This window comes from Bifidobacterium porcinum (genome assembly GCF_055378475.1).
The window spans coordinates 1,133,532-1,151,827 of the sequence record NZ_AP029603.1 but is presented as its reverse complement, the minus strand read 5'-3'; the positions used below and the strand labels follow the sequence as shown (position 1 = coordinate 1,151,827).

Below are 18,296 nucleotides of genomic sequence, written 5' to 3'. Positions count from 1 at the left end.
ATCCGGCAACACAGCAATCAGAAAGATCAGGTCCCATCGATGGCATCCGATATCCATATCAGACAACTGGAACTAGTAGGCAGGGACAAGGCCGAATACATGACCTCCCTGTTCCGTTCAGTGCTTGGATTCCCCAAGGAAGGTATCAACTTCCGTGATTTCATGCCGGTTCTCGAGGACGCGAAAGGTCTGCAGATTCTCTTGGAAGGCCTTGAAAAGGCACTGCCGGTTCCTGCTGATTCCTTTGACTCTGTAGCAGGGCTGGAAGCCAGGGGCTTTCTGTTCGGTCCGGCGCTTGCAGCCCGACTTGGCAAGGGATTCATCGCAGTGCGTAAGGCGGGCAAGCTACCGCCACCCGTCATCGGCGAGGATTACACCTTGGAATACGGGCAAGCCCGTGTGGAAGTGGAATCCGATGCGGTCAGCTCCGGCGAACGCGTACTGATTGTCGACGATCTCATCGCAACGGGCGGCACGGCGAAGGCGGCAGCGGACCTGATTCGCAAATGCGGCGGCATCATCGCCGGTTTCAGCTTTGTGATGCAACTCGAAGGGCTTGACGGAATCGACAGTCTTGGTCCATACCCTACGAGCACACTGGTGTCCATGCCGGCGTGACCGGATGAAGAGAGGCAGAAATGGATTTATACGAGTATCAGGCTCGCCAGCTGCTTGACGAGCAAGGGATTCCCACCCCAAGTGGGATTTATGCGTCGAATGCCGACGAAGTCGCCCAGGCTGCGGATACCATCGGATATCCGTGCGTCATCAAGGCGCAGGTGAAAATCGGCCATCGCGGTCAAGCAGGCGGCGTCAAGATTGCCCATACGCGCGATGAAGCTGTCGCTGCGGCGAATGCCATTTTCCCCATGGTCATCCATGGCCATCAGGTTCGTGGCGTACTGGTCGCGGAAGCCAAGAACGTCATCCACGAATACTATGTCTCGATTTCAGTGGACCGCACCTCGCGTGATTTCGATGTGCTCGCGACAGCGAACGGTGGCACCGAAGTCGAGGAAATCGCAAAGGCCCATCCCGAATCGGTCAAGCGCCTGCACATCAACGCGTTGGACACTTTCGACCTCGAAGCCGCGACTGAGATGGCGCGCAACATCGGGTTCTACCATGCGGACGTTGACCAGGCTGCGCGCATTCTGCTGAATATGTGGCAGTGCTTCAAGACCAACGATGCCACGCTCGTGGAAATCAACCCGCTCGCCAAAATCGGCGACCCGCAAGATGAATCAAGTAAATCGTTGTGCGCGCTCGATGCCAAGATTTCACTCGACGACAATGCCTCGTACCGGCATGACGGTTGGAAGCGTTTCGAAGGCGCCACGCAGCTTGACCCGTACGAGCGCAAGGCAAAGGAACTCGGACTGCACTATGTACATCTGACCGGACAGGTCGGCGTCATCGGCAATGGCGCAGGACTCGTCATGAGCTCGCTTGATGCGGTTTCTGGAGCCGGCGAGGAACAGGGCACCAGCATCAAGCCGGCGAACTTCCTCGACATCGGCGGCGGCGCCTCAGCCGAGGTCATGCGCAACAGCTTAGAGATTGTACTGTCTGACCCGCAAGTGCGTTCTGTCTTCGTGAACGTCTATGGCGGCATTACGTCATGTGAGCAAGTCGCTGCTGGCATTCTCGGCGCATTGCAAGCCATCGAGACCGTCAAGCCGATTGTTGTACGATTCGACGGCAACGCTGCACAGGAAGGTCTGCGCATGCTCGCTGATGCCAATGACCCGAACCTGCATGTCTATGGCACCATGGAGGAAGCAGCACAACAGGCCGCACGCATCGCTGCCGCATCGTCCAGCAAGGAGGCCACGAAATGACGTTGTTTGTTGAAGATGGTGCCCCGGTCATCGTCCAGGGCATGACGGGCCATCAGGGTATGACCCATACGGCAAGAATGCTCAAGGCAGGGACGAATATCGTCGGTGGTGTCAATCCTCGCAAGGCAGGCACGACCGTCACCTATCCGAAGGCCCGTGAAGGCAAGGACGCGGTCATTCCCGTATACGCGACATGCAGCGAAGCGATCAAAGCGACCGGAGCCAAGGCGAGTGTCATCTTCGTACCTCCGCGCTTCGCCAAAGACGCTGTCGTCGAAGCGATTCAAGCCGGTATCGGCACGATTGTCGTCATCACCGAGGGTATTCCCGTTGCCGATTCCGCATACTTCGTCGAACTCGCCTTGCGCAAGGGTGTCCGTATCATCGGACCGAACTGCCCGGGCCTGATTACATTGCCGGCGACTGACGGTGCTCACGGCGTCAACCTTGGCATCATCCCCGATGGCATCGTCCACCGCGGTCCGCTCGGCCTCGTGTCGAAATCCGGTACGCTCACCTACCAGCTCATGGGCGAGCTCTCCGACATAGGTTTCACCGCGTGCGTGGGTGTGGGGGGCGACCCCATCGTCGGCACGACACTCCAGGAAGCTTTGGAACAGTTCGAAGCCGATGACGCCACCAAGGGTGTCGTCATGATTGGCGAGATCGGCGGAAGCGCCGAACAGGATGCCGCCGCATGGGCCAGCAAGCACATGACCAAGCCCGTCGTCGCCTATATCGCAGGCTTCACGGCTCCTGAAGGCAAGCAGATGGGTCATGCAGGCGCCATTGTCTCCGGTGGAAAAGGCACCGCGCAAGATAAGAAGATTGCGCTGGAAGCCGTCGGGATTCCTGTCGGCAAGACACCGCGTCAGACCGCTGACCTCATGCGCAAGGCATTGCAATCCATCGCCGCATGAAAGAAGGGTGCGTTTCATTCGTCAAGGGGGTCGTCTTCGCGGCGGCCTCCATGGCGTTATATGCGCTTGCGCTCTGGTTGCTGATTTCCCTGCTTCTGCTGGTCATATCCATGGAAGAAGGTACCGGCGGTTTGACAGACTATGCTTTCTCGCTGACGCAAAGCATGATTCTGCTCAGCCAAGGGATTGGATTCCAGACCAGCGCAATCACCCTGAGTGTGATTCCTCTGGCACTGACGCTGTTGATGGTGTGGTTGCTCGCATCCATCGCGCGCAAGCGTCATCTGTCTTGGGCCGCATATTTTGGCGGGCTCATCACATGGTTGTCCTTCAACATGGCCTTCGCCTTCCATATCTCCGTGGGCCTGCTTGACAATATCGGCATCGTGGCGGTAAAAACCTGCTTTGTATTCACTGTGGCCTTCGTGCTCGGGGTGTTCCCGGTAAGCGAATCGTGGCAACGCATTAAGGCGTTCTTTGGACAGCATGTGTCCCGTGAACTCAGGCGAGCGCTGTCGCTCGGCGCGGCACTGGGCTTGACGCTGCTAGGCATATACGTTCTGTTGGCGTGCATCGATGTGGTGGTCTGGATTGTCTACGGCGCCGATGCAGTATCCAAGATTTTTGAATTTGATGCGATGGGCGTGGGATCACGCATCATGACATCGGTATGTTCACTCGCGTGGCTGCCCAACCTGTGCATCTGGTCCCTGTCTTGGATGTTCGGGTCTGGATTCCGCATAGGGGAGCTTGCACATTTCACGATGTGGATCGGACAGTCCACGGACCTGCCGGGTGTGCCGCTGTTCGGCATTTTCCCGCAAGCCATCGGCAATGATGGGTTGCGCTCATTCCTTTTGTCACTTCCGCTGATCGTATCTCTCGTCTGTGCCCTCGCATTCATGTTGTCGCCGACCGGTTTCGCCATTAGGGCGCCCCGCGCCGGAGACGACCGTGCCACAGTGGTGCGCGACATTATCATGTTCGCCTATCCGCTTGGCTCATTCTGCATTTCGGGGGCGCTCGTGGCTTTGGGGTCGTCGTGCATGTTCGCCCTGTCCAACGGTGCGCTGGGAGCGCATCGGCTCGCGCACGTCGGCGTCGACGTCGTGGCTTCGACACGCGCCGTAGGATATCCGACCATCGTCGGATTATTCGGCACATGGGCGGCGGTCATCGTTGCCGATGCGACATGGTATGGATTACGCTTGTGTTGGTCGCATCTGCGCCCGGCCAAGAACAGTCAGTCAACCGGGAATACGGCTGACAGACAACCGCGAGGTGTCGCCAGTACACCTATTGTCGTAGATCATGCGACAACAACCACCAAGGAGGAACAGGATGGCATCAACGAACAGACCGATTAAACGGGCCCTCGTATCCGTATTCCACAAGGAAGGCATCGACGTGCTTGCCAAGGCGTTCATCGCCGCAGGCACTGAAGTCGTTTCCACCGGTTCGACCGCCAAGCGTCTCGCCGAACTTGGTGTCAACGTGACCGAGGTCAGTGAAGTCACTGGCTTCCCGGAAAGCCTTGACGGCCGTGTCAAGACCCTTGATCCTCACATTCATGCGGGCATCCTTGCCGATATGACCAACCCCGAGCATGTCAAGCAACTCCAAACGCTGGGTATCAAGCCTTTCGACCTGGTGGTGGTCAACTTGTATCCGTTCGCGGATACCGTCCGTTCCGGTGCGAATGAGGCGGACACCATCGAGAAAATCGATATCGGTGGCCCGTCCATGGTTCGCGCAGCGGCGAAGAACAGCGCCACAGTCGCCATCATTACCGATCCCGCTGACTATGCGCTGGTGGCCAAGCGCATCGAAGACGGTCGCGGGTTCAGCCTTGAGGAGCGTCGCTGGCTCGCCGCCAAGGCTTTCGCCCACACAGCCGCCTATGACGCGACCATCAACGAGTGGACGTCCAAGCAGTGGCCGAAGCCGGAAAGCATCACCGCCGACCAGCCTGTGTCGGATGACGACATTCCCAATGAGGATACCGTGTTCCCAAAGGCGTACACGCGTACGTGGGATCGCTCTCATATGCTGCGGTATGGCGAGAACCCGCATCAGCAGGCAGCTCTCTACTTGGATCCGCTGAACCAGAACGGGTTCGCCCATGCCGAACAGCTCGGTGGCAAGCCCATGAGCTACAACAATTACGTTGACGCCGATGCTGCTTGGCGCGCCGTGTGGGATTTCGCCCCGAGCATCGCCGTCGCTGTTGTCAAGCACAACAATCCTTGCGGTTTGGCACTCGGCAAGACCGTCGCCGAAGCCCACAAAAAGGCGCATGCCTGCGACCCGATGAGCGCTTATGGCGGTGTCATCGCCGCGAACACCACGGTGACGCTTGAAATGGCCCAGAACGTGCGGCCGATCTTCACTGAGGTCATCGTCGCCCCCGACTATGAGCCGGAAGCCCTTGAGTTGCTCAAGACCAAGAAGAAGAACCTTCGCATCCTGAAGGTCGCCGAGCCTCCTCGCACCAAGCAGCAGTACCGTCAGATCGACGGGGGACTGCTCGTGCAGACTACTGATCTGATTAACGCCCCCGGCGACAGCCCGGATGCGTGGAAGCTTGTCTCCGGCGATCCCGCGGATGCCGATACGCTGCGCGACCTCGAGTTTGCTTGGCGTGCCATTCGTTGTGTGAAGTCGAACGCCATTCTCATCGCCCACGATCAAGCAACCGTCGGCATCGGCATGGGACAGGTCAACCGTGTGGATTCTTGCCATCTCGCCGTCGAACGTGCCAATACGCTGGCTGATGGCGCCGACCGTACCACTGGCTCGGTCGCCGCTTCCGATGCGTTCTTCCCGTTCGCTGATGGCGCGGAATACCTCATCAACGCCGGTGTCAAGGCGATTGTGCAGCCCGGTGGATCCATCCGCGATGAGGAAGTTTTCGAAGCGGCTCGTAAAGCCGGCATTACCATGTACGTCACGGGAACCCGCCACTTCTTCCACTGATTCGCGGTTTTCGGCGTAACGGCCTGTTTGGGGCGGTGTCTGGTCTTCGGGCCGGGCACCGCCTTTTGCACGGATGCGACTTCCTGGTGGTGCGGTAGCCACCATTGGTCGCATTTCAGTGGTCGGTACTCAGCGGTGCCGTGTGTTCCAGACTGGCTGATTTCCGGTGTCGCCAATCGACTCGTACCGTGCTGCCATATTCCTAGCGATTTCGATGCCACGTCGAAGCGGACAGGTATTCTTCCCTTTGACGTGTCAAGATATCGACAACGGGACTCACTGCACACCGATTGTCGATGTGACATCTGTTCCCAACCGCCACGAGGAGGCCATCATGCCGCAAGAGCATCCGTATGTGTCTGAAGCCAAAGAAGGCAAACCGGTATGTGAATGGATTGTGGCGCTGTTGGTATGTGTCAGCGGCATCCTTGCCGCCTTTGGATATACGATGGCCGCCACAGCGTTGCTCGCTGCGACGGCCATCGTCTTGGGGACAATGCGCATCATCCTGCGTGAACGCAGCCCATGGAAGGTCCGGTCCGTGGCATTCGATGCGTCGATGTCCCTGTGTTTTGGTATCGGAGTCTCACTGCTCGATCTGAGCATCCGCATCATGCTCTGACACCGCGGACGCTTCCTGCTCGCCGTGATTGGCAGACTCGGTAGCGGTTTGCGTCGCATCGTTGCCGCTGAGGGCGAGTGCGTCGGTATCAGCTACATTCTGTTGCGCGGCGGTGTCATCGACAACCTGCTGCTTGGCGTTGGCATTGTCACGCAGCAACTGCGCACCGATCATGACCATCGCGACAATCGCCGCAGCGAGAATCGGGCATATCCAGAAGACCCACAGCTGCTGCAGCGGGTTCTGGGACAGTCCGGCGTTGCGCGCGAACAGGGCGATGCCGGTGGAGCGCGCAGGATTCATGCCGGCTCCGGTGACTGGATAGGTCATCGCGGCGCCCAGACCGTAGGCGAAACCGATGGCCGCAGCGTGCGAAACCGCTGTGGTCTCCTTGTTCATGGTCGCCACAGCGGCGGCAATCACCACAATACTTGCGATGATTTCGACCACGACAGCCAGAGTGATGTCAAAGGAGGCGCTCACGCTGCTCAGCGTGGATGCGGAGACGGAGCCGTTGCCGAAGCCGTTGACGGCATCGGTCAGCCAGATCTTCGCGGTCAGTGTTTCGGTCGTCGGCAGGATACGTACGATCAGCGCGCCGGCGGCGATGCCGCCCAGCACCTGGGCGATGATGTAGAGGATGCCGTCGAGCACCTTGGTCTTGCCGGTCAGTATTGCAGCGAGGGTAATCGCCGGGTTCAGCTGTCCGCCGGACACCTTTGAGAATATCAGTGTCATCGCGGCGTACGCGATACCGGTGGCCAAGGCGATGAACGCCATATTGATGCCGAACAGGGCGGTTCCGAAGGTCGTGAAGCTGTAAATCGCGAAGAATGCGATGAAGCTTCCCGCCAGCTCAGCGCCCACGCGTACCGCAAGTGGTTCCTTCGTGCATGATGCCGCGTCACTGGCGCGCTGGGATCCCGTATCAGTCATTGATTGTTCTTTCTCTAGGGGAATAGCGGACAAGGCTCCGGCCTGAAGCGTGGCCATATCCGCCGGACGTGTGACATTCTATCAGTAGGGACGCTTTTCTGTGCCTTACGCTACAATGTCTATGTCGTGTGTCTCGTAGTTCATGCCATGGCGAGTACCGTTGCGAGTGCATCACGACACCAGATATCTATCCATGACGGCTCCGATGGCGCCGTCCGGCCACGTTGGGAGAACGATGCCAAACGCATATTCTCGTGCATTGAAAGCACATGACAATAATCAAGAAGGCATTCGCCTGCAGAAGATCCTCGCACAAGCCGGTTTCGGTTCGAGGCGCAAGTGCGAGCAGATCATCCTCGACGGACGTGTCGAGGTTGACGGCGAATTGGTGACCGAGCTCGGCACCCGTGCCGATCCGAGCAAGCAGGAGATTCGTGTCGACGGCTCCCGCGTCCGCCTGAACCCCAATCACATCACGCTTGCGCTTAATAAGCCGCGCAAGGTGCTCAGCACCATGGACGACCCCAAGGGGCGTTATACCTTGCGGGACATCGTCGGTGACAAGTATGAGCGCATCTTCCATATGGGACGCCTCGATTATGACTCGGAAGGGCTCATCCTCATGACGAATGACGGTGAACTCAGCCAGCATGTCATGCATCCCAAATATGAGGTGGAGAAAACCTACATCGCCACCCTGCAGGGCAGGATCAGCGGCAATGTATGTCGGCGTCTTGTCTCCCAAGGAGTGCAGCTGGACGACGGCTGGATTCGCCTGGACCATTGTGCCATCATCGACGCCAACCATGACACGACCTTGGTGAAGGTCGTGCTGCATTCGGGCAAGAACCGGATTGTCCGTCGTATTTTCGACGCGGTCGGGTTCCCCGTCAAGCGCCTGGTGCGCACGCAGATTGGCCCGATCAAGCTCGGCGATCTCAAATCAGGTTCGTACCGCGTGCTGTCCCAGACTGAGGTTCGTTCACTTGCCAAGGAGGTCGGACTGTGATCCGTGTCGCCATTGACGGCCCCGCCGGTGTCGGAAAATCATCTACGGCGAAGGAACTGGCCAGACATTTCGGTTTCGCATACCTTGATACTGGAGCCATGTATCGCGCATGCGCATGGTGGTGCCTGCATCAGGGCATTGACCTTGACTCCCCGCAGATTGATGAGCAGCAGATTACCGAGACGGTGGGGGAGTTCTTCACCGATGACCATTTCGATATCTCGGTAGACCCTGACCGTCCGATTGTGCTCGCCGACGGTGAGGACATCAGTGAGGACATCAGATCTTCCGAGGTGTCCACCCATGTGTCACGGGTGTCAGGCATCATCCCCGTCCGCCATGTGCTCATTGCAGCGCAGCGCGCGTATATCGCCCGTGAAGCGTCGGGGGATTCCTTCTCGCAAGGGCGTGGCATCGTCGCTGAAGGCCGTGACATTACCACCGTCGTGGCCCCCGATGCCGAAGTACGAGTGTTGCTGACCGCGCGTGAGGAAGTGCGTCAGGCACGCCGGAGCGGGCAATCCGCGCAGGGCGTGGGCGCTGAGGATGTCGCGAAACGCGATCGCATGGACTCGAAGGTCACCAGTTTCCTGACCGCCGCCGATGGGGTCGTGACCTTGGATAACTCGGATCTGACCTTCGAGCAGACCTTGGACCAGCTCATCGCTTTGGTTGATCAAGCGATCGAGGAGCAGCAGTACCAGGAGTACGCCGCGAATCTCGAAGGATACGAGCTTGACGAGGAAGACCGTGAACTCATCGCGGGCGAAGATGAAGGCGACGCCGATGCCGGTTCCGGTAAGCAGGTCGGTGTCATCGCGGTGGTCGGACGGCCGAATGTCGGAAAATCCACGTTGGTGAACCGTATTCTTGGTCGCCGCGCGGCGGTCGTTGAGGACACCCCGGGGGTCACCCGGGACCGCGTCAGCTACGACGCCGAATGGGCAGGTACCGATTTCAAACTCGTCGACACCGGTGGCTGGGAAGCCGATGTTGAAGGCATCGCCTCGGCGATTGCGTCCCAAGCACAGGTGGCGGTAAGACTTGCCGACGCCGTGATTTTCGTGGTGGACGGGCAGATCGGTATGACCGACACCGATGAGCGGATCGTCAACATGCTGCGCGCGGCCGGCAAGCCGGTGACGCTCGCGGTCAACAAGGTCGACGACGCGCAAAGCGAGTATCTCACCGCGGAATTCTGGAAGCTTGGCCTCGGAGAGCCCTATGGCATCTCAGCCATGCACGGCAGAGGAGTCGGCGAGCTGCTCGACGCCGCGTTGGACTCCCTGAAGTCCGCCGACCGGACATCGGGATTCCTGACGCCGTCGCATCTGCGGCGTGTCGCGCTCGTCGGACGACCGAACGTCGGCAAATCATCGTTGCTCAACCAACTCGCCCACGAGGAGCGTTCGGTTGTCAATGATCTAGCCGGCACCACAAGGGATCCGGTCGATGAGATCATCTCGATGGATGGCCAAGACTGGCTGTTCATCGATACCGCCGGTATCAAGCGTCGCCAGCACAAGTTGTCCGGCGCGGAATACTATTCCTCACTGCGCACCCAGGCGGCTATCGAGCGTGCGGAACTTGCGTTGGTGCTGTTCGACGCGTCCCAGCCGATCGCCGATCAGGACCTGAAAGTCATGAGCCAGGCGGTTGACGCCGGCCGAGCAATCGTCCTGGTGTTCAATAAGTGGGATTTGATGGACGAATTCTCCCGTCAGCGGCTGGAGCGTCTGTGGGCAACCGAGTTCAACCGGGTGACGTGGGCTGAACGCGTCAATCTCTCGGCGAAGACCGGGTGGCATACGAACCGCCTGTCTCGTGCTATGCAAACGGCTCTCGAATCTTGGGACAAGCGCATACCCACGGGCAAGCTCAACGCATTTCTCGGGCGGATCCAGGCGGCGCATCCCCACCCGCTGCGAGGCGGCAAGCAGCCGAGAATCCTCTTCGCGACACAGGCTTCGACACGGCCGCCGCGGTTCGTGATTTTCGCGACCGGATTCCTCGAGCACGGCTATCGGCGGTATCTGGAGCGTCAGTTGCGCGAAGAATTCGGATTCGAAGGCTCGCCCGTCCAGATTTCCGTCAAGGTCCGTGAAAAGCGGCGGAAGTAGGCGCCTACCGGAATCGGAAGGGTACGCCACGCCGGGTTGCGTAGACTGAACTGCTGTGGTAAGTTAGCTCTTCGGCGCGTATAGCGCCGATCGGGCCGTAGCGCAGTTTGGTAGCGCACTTGACTGGGGGTCAAGGGGTCGCGGGTTCAAATCCCGCCGGCCCGACCGGAAAGCCGCGGAATCGTTGAGATTCCGCGGCTTGTGTTTTTCCGGTCGAAGTCAAACGGGGTTACGGACAGCAGGATTCGTATGTCCACGGTTATCGGGGTATCGATCATATGTGTGTCTGGCGTCGAGGCCCAACAGCTACATCTTCTGCCGACGTTGAGGGGTGTATCAGTGTCGGTGGAAGCCAAGCAGTGCCGCCCGCACTGTCGTATGCTGTATGCCGGACAGGTTGTCTGTCGGTATCCTGACAACCGGCTGCGTCGCATGTCGTCAGGGCAGCTGTTCAGCCGGTCTGGCCGGCGGCGATCTCATCGTCATCGCTTTGGAAAGGGGCATACGGATTGCTGTGTTGACCTGAGCGATGACAAGACGATATAATCGCGCAGTTGACGATCGGCGTTTCGTCTGCAGCATGCGCATACATACGGGGAACAAATTCATCCACGAATCCTTCACCTGTATCCGGGTGGTAATGCGTGGGCGCCGCCGGTATGGGGGCTACACTTATGAGCAGTCATGGGAGAAAGGGTTATGACATGACGACAAATGAACATGCTGAGCATTGCGCACAAGTGATGCGGGAACATGGCATGAGCGAGATGTCGATCGCACAATTCAGTCATCTGTATGACGTGTGGGCGCAAGGCACCGAAACGACATGGATCCGTGAACACGATATCGAACCGTTGCTCGATGTCCCCAGCTTCCATGATATCTACCAGACCATCGACCACGAGAAAGCCGTGCAGGCGTTCGGTAAAACGGCCTTCATCAAGCTCAACGGCGGCTTGGGAACGTCGATGGGTCTGTCCTGTGCCAAATCGCTGCTTCCTGTACGCCGGCACAAGGCTCGACAGATGCGTTTCCTGGATATCATCGTCGGTCAGGTGCTGACCGCACGAGAGCGGCTTGGTGTGCCATTGCCGCTGACCTTCATGAATTCTTTCCGCACGTCGGCGGATACCTTGCGTGTCCTTGAGTCGAATCCTCGGTTCCACCAGGATGACATTCCTGTCGAAATCATGCAGCATCAGGAGCCGAAAATTGATATCGCCACCGGCGAACCAGTCCGGTATCCCCAACGTCCTGAGCTGGAGTGGTGCCCTCCCGGGCATGGCGATTTGTTCTCCACACTGTGGGAGTCAGGATTGCTCGATACGTTGTGGGATAACGGCATGAGATATCTGTTCATTTCGAATTCTGATAATCTCGGTGCTCGTCCGTCGCGTACGCTGGCGCAATATTTCGAGAACACCGGTGCCCCTTTCATGGCGGAGGTCGCGGTGCGTACCGAGGCGGATCGTAAAGGCGGTCATCTGGTACGCAGTCGTGAGACGGGACGGCTGATGTTGCGTGAGATGAGCCAAGTCCACCCTGATGACCGTGGGCATGCGCAGAATATCAGCAGGCATCCGTACTTCAATACGAATAGCATCTGGATTCGCATCGATGCGCTGCGCGACCTGCTCGCGAGCCACGATGGGGTGTTGCCGCTGCCAGTTATCATCAACAAGAAGACGGTTGATCCCACTGATCGGGAGAGCACGCCTGTGGTGCAGCTGGAGACGGCGATGGGCGCGGCGATTTCCCTGTTTGATGAAGCGACATGCGTTCAAGTGGACCGGATGCGCTTCCTTCCAGTGAAAACCACCGACGATCTGTTCATTATGCGGTCGGATAGGTTCCATCTTACGGACCAGTTCGAAATGGAGGACGGCAACTATATCTTCCCCAATGTGGAACTTGATTCGCGGTACTACAAGAATATCGATGACTTCAACGAGCGCTTCCCGTATGGCGTGCCTTCCCTGGCTGCAGCAAACTCGGTTCGTATCCAAGGGGATTGGACCTTCGGGCAGAATGTGTCGTTCTTCGGTGACGCGGTGCTGCCCGACCAAGGACGGCCCAGTTATGTGCCAAACGGCGAATTCGTCGGCCCTCAGGGCATCGAGCCTGACGAGTGGCTCGCGTGATTATACCGCAGGCAAGAAATATCTCTTTTTTCGAGAAATGACCCACAGGAACATAAAAAGCCTCTAATATAGAGGCAAGGTGCTTTCCAGCACAGATACTCGAAGACTGTAACGATACGTGAGGACTAATGGCAGAGGGTAGCAACGGGAGACGGCGTTTTTCCGACAAATGGGGCAAGCACGAGCTTGATGTCTTGGCCGTATTGTCATCAGCCTTCCCCCAATGGCTCACTTCGCGCCAGATCGCGCAACGCGTGAAGGCGTATGCGGACTCATACGGGGAATTGGCTGATCAAGCGGCGAAGGCGGCTTTCGCCAAGCAGTTCCAGCGTGATCGCGCCAAACTCGCCGCCATGGGTATCGCAATTGAATCGCGGCAGCCGGAATATTCCTCGAAATCCGAAGGTCAGGATTTCGCGTCATACCGCTTGCAACTCGGGGACGAGCCTCGTGTCCGCCTGCATTTCGAGCCGGAGGATTTGCCTGTGCTCGCCGCAGCGAATTACCTCGCGCGTTCCATGTCGATTTCGTCAAGCGCTTCCAGTCAGCAGGTCCAGCACACCTCACGGACCGCGCCGCGCGTCCCTCAGACGCCTGTGCCCGGTCTTGGCTTGGATTCCATCGCTCCGGGGCTTGGTACACAGACCTTGCCCGAATCGCTGGTGAAGGTGATTGATTCCCGTCGCTTTGCGGCAACCGTGGATGTCGACGGCGAGCGCATCAACGTCGCCTACACGGATTCCGACGACTTGGCCATGTATGTGCTCGAACATCCAGGCGCGTATATCGTCAGCCCTCAGGAGGCCGTGGACGCGTTCAACCGCAGGCTCACCGCGGCGACGAAGTTCGAGCTAGCCGACTCCGCCCAGAATTCGGAGAGCTTGGAGGTCAATGCTCCCTCGATCAGTCGGCAGGTGCACGAACCTGGTGATCCGGAAAGCATAAAGGCCCGTCAGAAGAAGATCGGGCCGTCATTCCAGACCGGCAGCGAAGTCGACCGCAGGTTGAGGCTCATGCTGTTCCTGTCTGCCCATCTCGGCGAGGAGTTCTCGCTGGCCGAGCTTGCGGAGCGTTTCATTGGCAAGCCCAAGTCCGAGGATGAGCTCACCAAGTACGTCAACATCATCCACAAGGACATCAACACCTTGACGACGGTGTCCGATGACGGTGAGATGGCGGGTAGCCAGTTCTTCGATATCGATTGGCCGCTTCTGGACAGTGAGGGTATCGTGTCGGCCACGAATTCCCTTGGTTTGGAGCGTCTCGCCGGCATTTCCCAGCAGTATCTGAGCATGTTGACGGCTTCGGTGAGTTATCTGGCCCATTCGTCATTGCTTCCCGATCAGCAGCGCGACCAGGCGCAGTCGTTGTATTCGCGCTTGCGTCAGCATGTCAAGCCCGGTCAGACGCCGTGGCTGAGCCTGACCGGTTACGAACTCGAGCCCCGTGCGTTCTCGGTCGTCAAGCGTGCTATTTCCACGGACAGCCTGCTCGACATGGAGTACACGGATGGCGCGGGTCGTACCCGCCGTAAGCTGGTGGCCCCAGCGAAGATTTTCGTGGATGAGGGCGTGTACTATGTGGCGGTCTGGACGGATGTAGCATCCGCAGCTCCGCACGATGAAGCCAAGTTCGTGCAGAAGGACGTCACCATCAACAAGGCGAACGGTCTGCCCAGGGTGTGGCAGGTTCTGCGTCTTGCCCGTATCGAGAAGGCCGAGCTGGTCAAGCCGATCAAGAAGCTCGATATCCCGGATGTACCGGTAAGTGAACTGCGCAAGTGGAGTTTCGACAATGGCACGCAGACCGTGTTCATCACGGACCAGCCTGATTTGCCGTTCACCAAGCGGCTCCCGGGCGCGACGGTGGAACCGTGCGGCAACGGGCAGAAAGTCCGGCTGATCGTATCTTCCGATTCGTGGTTCGTTGCTTTCTGTATTGCCCACGCGCGGCATATTACCGCTGTCGCCCCTGAGACCTTGCGTTCGATGATCAAGGCACGCGCCGAGCGTGAACTTAGCGTGGACAAGCGTGAAGACGACACTGACTGATAGGCTCGAATGCTGTCCGTATCCGTTTGACAGGAGGTTTCCATGCAATGGTGGGTTGTCTGGGTTGTGCTTGTCTTAGCGTTGCTGGTATCTCTTGCCGCGGGTATCTGGTATGTGTTCAGACGGGGTCTGGCCGCATTGCATATGGTCTCCTCGCTCGGTGATGCCATTGGCAGCAAGTTTGCCGCGGCGGACGGTGTCGATGAATCGCAGCCGAAACCGGCATCGTTCACGGTTCCGCTCCAGCAATCCATCGACCAGTACAGTTCCGCCCACGCCCAAGTGATCAGACGTGAGGAACACAAGCGCGAACGGCATGAGGCCGTATGGCGTCGTTGGGGCGTGTTCAACGAGTAACACCGTTCCACGGTATTCGTTCAGTGTTGACATGGGGGAGAGAAGGCATGTCTCGACATTCGCATTATGCCCCGCAAGGGCGTGGGACAGATTCCAGCCACAGTCAGGGGGAGATTCAGGATTCTCCGGCTCAGCGGTACCAGCGGTTCAAACGCAACCAGCAGTACCGGAAAACGGCCGTGGCAAAGTTCGCGTCATCGTTGCCGTTCGATCTTGACGCCTTCCAGATTCAGGCGTGTGAAGCCTTGGAATCCGGGGACAATGTCCTTGTGGCAGCACCGACGGGCGCGGGGAAGACGGTGGTCGCGGATTTCGCGATGTACTTGGCGCACGAACATCATGTCAAGGCGTTTTATACCACGCCGATCAAGGCGTTGAGCAACCAGAAGTACCATGATCTGTCCGCAATCTATGGCGCCGAGCATGTCGGGTTGCTCACGGGGGACACGTCCATCAACTCCGAGGCGGATATTATCGTGATGACCACGGAAGTGCTGAGGAATATGCTGTACGAGCATTCCAACACCCTGCTTGCGCTTCAATACGTCATTCTTGACGAAGTCCATTATCTTGCCGACCGATTCCGTGGACCGGTGTGGGAGGAAGTCATCATCCACCTGCCGCAATCCGTTCGCATCGTCGGATTGTCTGCGACGGTATCGAATGTCGAGGATTTCTCCGCGTGGATTTCCTCGGTGCGTGGCTCCACCAGGCTTATCGTGTCCGAGCATCGTCCGGTGCCCCTTGAACAGCATGTGATGGTGCAGGCCAACGAGCGCACCGAACCGGAGCTCATCGACCTGTATCGTCGCGACAGTGACGGTGAGGCCACAACACGGCTCAATCCGCAATTGGCCAGACGTATCGATCAACTGGAGCATCAAGCTGTCCGCAGGCGTCCGCCCCATGGATCCCGCAAAGGCCGCGGCTTCGGCCGGACCGGTCGTTCGCAGTATGAAGCCGAACGGTTCACCCCACGGCGTGCGGCAGTCATCGACGAACTCAATTTCCTCGGCATGTTGCCCGGAATCTATTTCATCTTCTCACGTAATGGCTGCGATCAGGCGGTCGAGCAGTGCATCAATGCGGGGCTCGAACTGACGACTGACGATGAGGCGATGCGGATCCGTGAGATTGTCGATGAGATGGTTGAAGGGCAGATGAGCCGCGACGATCTCAAAGCATTGCGATTCTCGCGATTCCGTTTTGCGTTGGAGGAAGGTTTCGCCTCGCATCATGCAGGTATGATTGCCCTGTTTAGACAGATTGTCGAACGTCTGTTCGAAGAGGGTCTGGTGAAAGTGGTATTCGCCACGGAGACTCTCGCGCTTGGTATCAACATGCCGGCCCGCAGCGTCATCGTCGAAAAACTTGAGAAATACGACGGCACAGGGCACGTCATGCTCACCCCCGGAGAATTCACGCAACTGACTGGCCGTGCGGGGCGTCGTGGCATCGATACGATTGGCCACGCGGTGATTGTCGACCATAAGGGGTTCGTTCCGGCCACCGCCGCGGCGTTGTCCAGCAAACGTGTGTATCCGTTGCATTCGAGTTTCAAACCTACTTTCAATATGGCCGTGAATCTGTTGTATTCCAGCTCCTACGAAACCGCCCGCAAGACGCTCGACCAGTCCTTCGCGCAATGGGAGGCGAATGAGTCGGCGTGGCAGCTTGAATCCGAAATCCATACGCTCGAACATGCTTTGGAAGGCTACGAGCAGGCGGCATACTGCGATCGCGGCGATTTCACCCAATTCATGCTGCTAAGGATGAAACTCAGCGATTTGCAGAAGAACGGGCGGCGCGAACTCAAACATCGTTCGTTCCCGTCTCAAGAGGCGCGTAGTAAGGCCTTCCATGATCTTGACAGGCAGATTGCCGAAGTCAAATGGGAACAGCAGCACCATCCTTGCGCCTCATGCCCTGACGAGCAGGAACACCTCAGGTGGGGGCATCGCTGGATGAGGGAGCGGCGCGAACTCGACCGGGTGCAACGGCGCTACGATTCGCGCACAGGGTCCGTGGCTAGGCAGTTCGACCGCATCTGCGACATCCTTGTTGAACTGGGGTATCTCGAACGCCATCAGAACGGCCAGGAGCAAACCTCTTTGGAATTAACTGTCGGTGGGCGTCTCCTTCGCCAGCTGTACAGTGAACAGGATCTTGTGCTCGCCCAAGCGATCCGTACCGGATTGCTGGATACCTTGACCCCGCAGCAGCTTGCCGCCGCGTTGTCTGGGCTTGTCTATGAGTCGCGCAGGGGAGAGGGTGGTGAACCCCGCCGGTATCCTGGCGGCTCTACCGGTCCGGTCGCCCATGTTTGCTCGCAATTGCGCGCGATGAGCATGCGTATCAATGCGTTGCGTGAGGATTATGGGCTGGAGCGGCTTCCGGATGTAGATTTCGGGATTGTCGATGCGGTGTATGCATGGGCCGACGGTGAACCTCTGGCCGTGATCCTTCACGACATGGATTTGACCGGCGGTGATTTTGTACGCAACATGAAGCGTCTGGCCGATATGCTGCAGCAGATAGCATCAGCGCTTCCCGGTGTTCCGGAATACGAGGGACCGTTGTCCGTGCATGCGCGTGCCGCCCAGTTGATGATTAACAGGGGAGTCGTGGCATACTCGGGTGTTGACTGAGGAACAAGGGGTCGCGGGTTCATTCCCTCCTGCTCGTCTTGGGTTTGTTCAGGATTGTGCCCCAAGCCATGGCTCATTTCGCCCGGGGAATATGCGATGCGTCCGGGCTGTTAGGTAATTTGGATAGTTGACTAAACCCCTAGGAGGAATGGATCGACATGGCAGAACGCAGTCTGCGCGGTATGAGCATCGGAGCCAAGTCACTGGAATCAGACGATAATGTGGATTTCGCGGCCCGTACTGACATCGCGTACGTGTGCCCGAACGGGCATCGTACGATTGTCCCGTTTGCCGAAGGTGCTGAGCCTCCGAAGGAATGGGAATGCCGTTGCGGGCAGATCGCCCATCGTGAAGGCGATCAGGACGCCGAGGACGACGAGATCAACAAGCCGACACGTACCCACTGGGACATGCTGATGGAGCGCCGTACTGAGGATGAGCTCAAGGAGTTGTTGGAAAAGCGGCTTCAGATGCATCGTGACGGTTGGATTCCGGATTACGAGTGATTTCCTTGGCTTGGCTCAGCGCTTGTAAGCGCTGAGCCGGACTTGTTGTACTGAAGTGCCGTGCCATGGATACCTGCCTTGGCACGGCACTTCATGTATCAGGGAGATTCCAGTTCACCAGTGGATTCCCATGCGTCGGTTCGAACACGCCAAGGTCACGCGTTCAAGG

Annotated in this window: 15 protein-coding genes and 1 tRNA gene; 14 read left to right on the top strand and 2 right to left on the bottom strand. The window is 58.3% G+C overall.

The window, feature by feature from the left end:
* Positions 1-39 precede the first annotated feature (39 nt).
* The 6 genes from ACZ41G_RS04490 (at position 40) to ACZ41G_RS04465 (ending at position 6,359) form a co-directional block, all read left to right on the top strand.
* On the top strand, positions 40-618 hold the full coding sequence (locus tag ACZ41G_RS04490) for an adenine phosphoribosyltransferase (protein ID WP_033505620.1): 579 nt from the start codon (positions 40-42) through the stop codon (positions 616-618).
* A 20-nt stretch (positions 619-638) separates the two neighbouring features.
* A complete protein-coding gene (gene sucC, locus ACZ41G_RS04485) occupies positions 639-1,841 on the top strand; it encodes an ADP-forming succinate--CoA ligase subunit beta (RefSeq protein ID WP_464144681.1) in 1,203 nt (400 codons plus the stop codon).
* Positions 1,838-2,761 (top strand): succinate--CoA ligase subunit alpha, encoded by a 924-nt coding sequence (gene sucD, locus ACZ41G_RS04480; protein ID WP_015450574.1) that lies wholly within the window; start codon positions 1,838-1,840, stop codon positions 2,759-2,761. Before sucC ends, sucD begins: the two co-directional genes overlap by 4 nt.
* Positions 2,758-4,128 carry a cell division protein PerM gene (locus tag ACZ41G_RS04475; RefSeq protein ID WP_464144679.1) on the top strand — a complete coding sequence of 457 codons (1,371 nt, stop codon included), beginning with the start codon at positions 2,758-2,760 and terminating at the stop codon, positions 4,126-4,128. The genes sucD and ACZ41G_RS04475 overlap by 4 nt, the downstream gene beginning before the upstream one ends.
* Positions 4,103-5,737 carry a bifunctional phosphoribosylaminoimidazolecarboxamide formyltransferase/IMP cyclohydrolase gene (gene purH, locus ACZ41G_RS04470; RefSeq protein ID WP_033505613.1) on the top strand — a complete coding sequence of 545 codons (1,635 nt, stop codon included), beginning with the start codon at positions 4,103-4,105 and terminating at the stop codon, positions 5,735-5,737. Before ACZ41G_RS04475 ends, purH begins: the two co-directional genes overlap by 26 nt.
* 334 nt (positions 5,738-6,071) lie before the next feature.
* Positions 6,072-6,359: a hypothetical protein gene (locus ACZ41G_RS04465; protein WP_033520546.1), complete on the top strand. Its 288-nt coding sequence runs from the start codon at positions 6,072-6,074 to the stop codon at positions 6,357-6,359.
* Here ACZ41G_RS04465 and ACZ41G_RS04460 read toward each other — a convergent pair.
* Positions 6,324-7,295 (bottom strand): MIP/aquaporin family protein, encoded by a 972-nt coding sequence (locus ACZ41G_RS04460; protein ID WP_464144678.1) that lies wholly within the window; start codon positions 7,293-7,295, stop codon positions 6,324-6,326. The genes ACZ41G_RS04465 and ACZ41G_RS04460 overlap by 36 nt on opposite strands.
* A gap of 235 nt (positions 7,296-7,530) precedes the next feature.
* Here ACZ41G_RS04460 and ACZ41G_RS04455 point away from each other — a divergent pair, with 235 nt between their 5' ends.
* From ACZ41G_RS04455 to ACZ41G_RS04445, 3 genes are all read left to right on the top strand, one after another.
* A complete protein-coding gene (locus ACZ41G_RS04455) occupies positions 7,531-8,304 on the top strand; it encodes a pseudouridine synthase (RefSeq protein WP_029576735.1) in 774 nt (257 codons plus the stop codon).
* Positions 8,301-10,424, top strand: a complete 2,124-nt coding sequence (gene der / locus ACZ41G_RS04450) for a bifunctional cytidylate kinase/GTPase Der (protein WP_321046235.1) — start codon at positions 8,301-8,303, stop codon at positions 10,422-10,424. The genes ACZ41G_RS04455 and der overlap by 4 nt, the downstream gene beginning before the upstream one ends.
* Positions 10,425-10,515: 91 nt before the next feature.
* Positions 10,516-10,589, top strand: a tRNA-Pro gene (locus tag ACZ41G_RS04445).
* Between the two features lie 286 nt (positions 10,590-10,875).
* Here the strand turns inward: ACZ41G_RS04445 and ACZ41G_RS04440 are convergent.
* Positions 10,876-11,037: a hypothetical protein gene (locus tag ACZ41G_RS04440; RefSeq protein ID WP_464144676.1), complete on the bottom strand. Its 162-nt coding sequence runs from the start codon at positions 11,035-11,037 to the stop codon at positions 10,876-10,878.
* Positions 11,038-11,128: 91 nt separating this feature from the next.
* Between ACZ41G_RS04440 and ACZ41G_RS04435 the strand changes: the two genes are divergently transcribed.
* The 5 genes from ACZ41G_RS04435 to ACZ41G_RS04415 all read left to right on the top strand — a co-directional run bounded on the left by ACZ41G_RS04435 (position 11,129) and on the right by ACZ41G_RS04415 (position 18,127).
* On the top strand, positions 11,129-12,565 hold the full coding sequence (locus ACZ41G_RS04435; RefSeq protein ID WP_464144674.1) for a UTP--glucose-1-phosphate uridylyltransferase: 1,437 nt from the start codon (positions 11,129-11,131) through the stop codon (positions 12,563-12,565).
* 128 nt (positions 12,566-12,693) lie between these two features.
* Complete coding sequence (locus tag ACZ41G_RS04430) at positions 12,694-14,616, top strand: helix-turn-helix transcriptional regulator (protein ID WP_033505603.1); 1,923 nt, start codon at positions 12,694-12,696, stop codon at positions 14,614-14,616.
* Positions 14,617-14,658: 42 nt separating this feature from the next.
* Positions 14,659-14,973: a hypothetical protein gene (locus ACZ41G_RS04425; protein WP_033505601.1), complete on the top strand. Its 315-nt coding sequence runs from the start codon at positions 14,659-14,661 to the stop codon at positions 14,971-14,973.
* Between the two features lie 47 nt (positions 14,974-15,020).
* Positions 15,021-17,621: a DEAD/DEAH box helicase gene (locus tag ACZ41G_RS04420; protein ID WP_464144672.1), complete on the top strand. Its 2,601-nt coding sequence runs from the start codon at positions 15,021-15,023 to the stop codon at positions 17,619-17,621.
* A gap of 158 nt (positions 17,622-17,779) precedes the next feature.
* Entirely contained in the window at positions 17,780-18,127 is a 348-nt protein-coding gene (locus ACZ41G_RS04415; RefSeq protein WP_015450561.1) for an RNA polymerase-binding protein RbpA, read from the top strand.
* Positions 18,128-18,296 lie beyond the last annotated feature (169 nt).